The organism is Vibrio sp. Vb1554 (assembly GCF_033344235.1).
On record NZ_JAWPOJ010000342.1, the window covers coordinates 1 to 1,147 of the forward strand.

The 1,147-nt window shown below is 41.5% G+C and carries 2 protein-coding genes; both read left to right on the forward strand.

Annotated features, from left to right (window positions below; all coding sequences use genetic code 11):
• Positions 1 to 237: peptidylprolyl isomerase (locus tag R8N28_RS26150; RefSeq protein ID WP_318183774.1), on the forward strand; the 237-nt coding region annotated here is incomplete at its 5' end.
• Between the two features lie 60 nt (positions 238 to 297).
• Entirely contained in the window at positions 298 to 1,026 is a 729-nt protein-coding gene (lpxH, locus tag R8N28_RS26155) for a UDP-2,3-diacylglucosamine diphosphatase (RefSeq protein WP_318183775.1), read from the forward strand.
• Positions 1,027 to 1,147: the final 121 nt, after the last annotated feature.

A 1,147-nucleotide genomic window follows, 5' to 3' on the forward strand; every position in this document is an offset into this window, starting at 1 on the left:
CGTACGATGGAACCACATTCTGCAAGCTCTCAGTTCTTCATCAACGTAAACAACAACACTTTCCTAGATTTCCGTAGCGAAAGCCTAGATGGTTGGGGTTACTGTGTATTCGGTGAAGTTGTAGAAGGTATGGACGTTGTAAACAAGATCAAGGGCGTTAGCACTGGTTCTCACGGCATGCACCAAGACGTACCACTAGAAGACGTGGTAATCACTGGTACTACAATCGCAGAGTAATTCTTGCGAATTATTCCCAAGAGATAAGTAATTGGGGAGGCTTCGCCTCCCCTTATTTCTATGACGCCATTATTTATATCAGACTTGCACCTTACGCCGTCACGTCCTGACATCACAGAATGTTTCATTACATTTATGCGTACGGAAGCCAAAAATGCCGAAGCTCTTTATGTATTAGGCGATCTTTTCGAGTTTTGGGTCGGTGATGATGACAAAACACCGTTTGCAAACCAAATTCGTACCGAGTTCAAAACGCTCACCGACCAAGGTGTCCCGGTTTTCTTTATTCAAGGCAATCGTGACTTCTTGTTGGGCGAACGCTTTTGTAAAGAGACGGGCATCACTTTGCTTGATGACGTTTGCACCGTCGACTTATATGGCACAAAAGCGGTGATTTTACACGGCGATACCCTGTGTATTGATGACGTGGAATATCAGAAATTTCGTAAAACTGTGCATCAACCTTGGTTACAATGGATCTTTAAACGCATCCCATGGTGTTTAAAGAAAAAAATTGTCTCTAAAGTTCAATCAGACATTCGCGACGATAAACAGATGAAGTCTTTAGATATCATGGACGTGAATCAAAGCGAAGTTGAAAAAGTGATGTCTCAGAATTGCGTCAACTTGATGATTCATGGCCACACTCATCGCCCAAATACACATTTTTTTGACGCAAATGGTGCTAAAAACACGCGCATCGTCTTAGGGGACTGGTATACGCAAGGCTCAGTTTTACAAGTGAATTCTGATGGTTTTGAACTGCAAAACCGGCCTTTCAACACATAATTTACGCTAAGCATGTCGAACATGTAGAAGATTCGCATTCAAAGCGTAGATATTTTGTAAAAAATCGCTATTATCATAATACTAAGTTAAACAGAACGAAGTACCTAATTGAAGTATTCTT